This is a genomic window from Leisingera sp. F5 (genome assembly GCF_001593695.1).
In genome coordinates this window covers 1-1,269 of sequence record NZ_LUKH01001108.1, presented here as the reverse complement: position 1 = coordinate 1,269, position 1,269 = coordinate 1, and the positions used below count along the sequence as shown (strand labels likewise).

Annotated in this window: 2 protein-coding genes; both read right to left on the bottom strand. The window is 58.8% G+C overall.

The window, feature by feature from the left end; all coding sequences use genetic code 11:
- Window positions 1–572: dimethylsulfonioproprionate lyase family protein (locus A2I95_RS39300; RefSeq protein WP_291737781.1), on the bottom strand; the 572-nt coding region annotated here is incomplete at its 3' end.
- A partial coding sequence (locus tag A2I95_RS39295; protein ID WP_291737780.1) for an AMP-binding protein occupies window positions 569–1,269 on the bottom strand: 701 nt, incomplete at its 5' end. The genes A2I95_RS39300 and A2I95_RS39295, both read right to left, overlap by 4 nt.

Below are 1,269 nucleotides of genomic sequence, written 5' to 3'. Positions count from 1 at the left end.
TCATAGACCCGGGTGGCATGGGGCTCGCCTGCGGCGTTCCAGATAAGCGACCCGGCAGGATAGTCCTGCCATTCGCCGGATCTGAACCGCCAGCCGGATCTCTCGGACAGGTTCAGATAAAGCTCAGGCGCGTCGTGGTTATGGTCGCGGTACAACGTCCGCGGACCCAGCATGAAGATACCCAGGCTAAAGTCCGGGTGGTGATGCCCGCAGGCGTCGGCGCCAATCAGCAAGGAATGCAAGTTGCACTTGATATAACCCTCTCCCAGGTCGGCGCCGGGCGGATAGAACTGCGCGTTGTCCTCGCGCCAGACCAGGTCATCCTTAGCCGCAGACAGGCATTTTGCGATTTCAAGCAGTTTGGGCTCGGTGATGCCGGCGATGGCTTGAGTCAGCACCTGATCATGACGGGTTCCCTGGGGAGGGACATCACGCTGCCGCCTGCAGGAAAGATCCATGGCTGCAAGCTTGTCCAGCGTCAGATCAACACCGGGCGCATCGCTGCGGTGGGTCTCCAAATACGCGACAATGGCTCGGATGAGGGCCTGAATACGGTGCTGCTTGTCTGTCATGATTTCACATCCGTGCCTGTAGAAATCTCTTGCCGTAAGAGCTTCTTGTCGAGCTTGCCAACACTGGTCCTGGGAAGCCGATCGATAAAGAATATTCGGTCCGGCACCGCCCACTTCGACAGGTCCCCCATGTCAGCGCGCGACTGGAATTCTTCCAGGATGACTTGGCGCACCTGATCCGGTTCGGCATTCTTTGCAAGCTGAGCAACCAGCACCGGCCTTTCGCCCCACTTGGCATGTGGCAGGCCAATCGCGGCCACGTCTTCGACGCCGGAACAAGCGGAGGCTATGTTTTCCAATGCCAGTGACGAAATCCATTCGCCGCCGGTTTTGATCACATCCTTGAGCCGGTCAGTGATCTGCAACGATCCATTCTCACGGATATAGCCAACATCCCCGGTGTGCAGATACCCGCCAGCCCACACTTCGTCAGAGGCTTGCTCGTTACCGAAATAACCCTGGGTCAGCCAGGGTGCCCGGGCAACAACTTCGCCGGTTGTTTCACCGTCATGCGGGACGTCCTTCATATCCGGCGTCACAACACGAAGGTCGACAAGCGGGCCGGGAAAGCCGGTTTGCGCCTGTCTCTCCGGATCATCGCTGGACAGATCTGCCACCGTCAGAAACGGACAGGTTTCGGACATTCCATATGCCGCATGCAATGATATGCCAGCCGCAGCAGCGCGGTCCTGCAGGC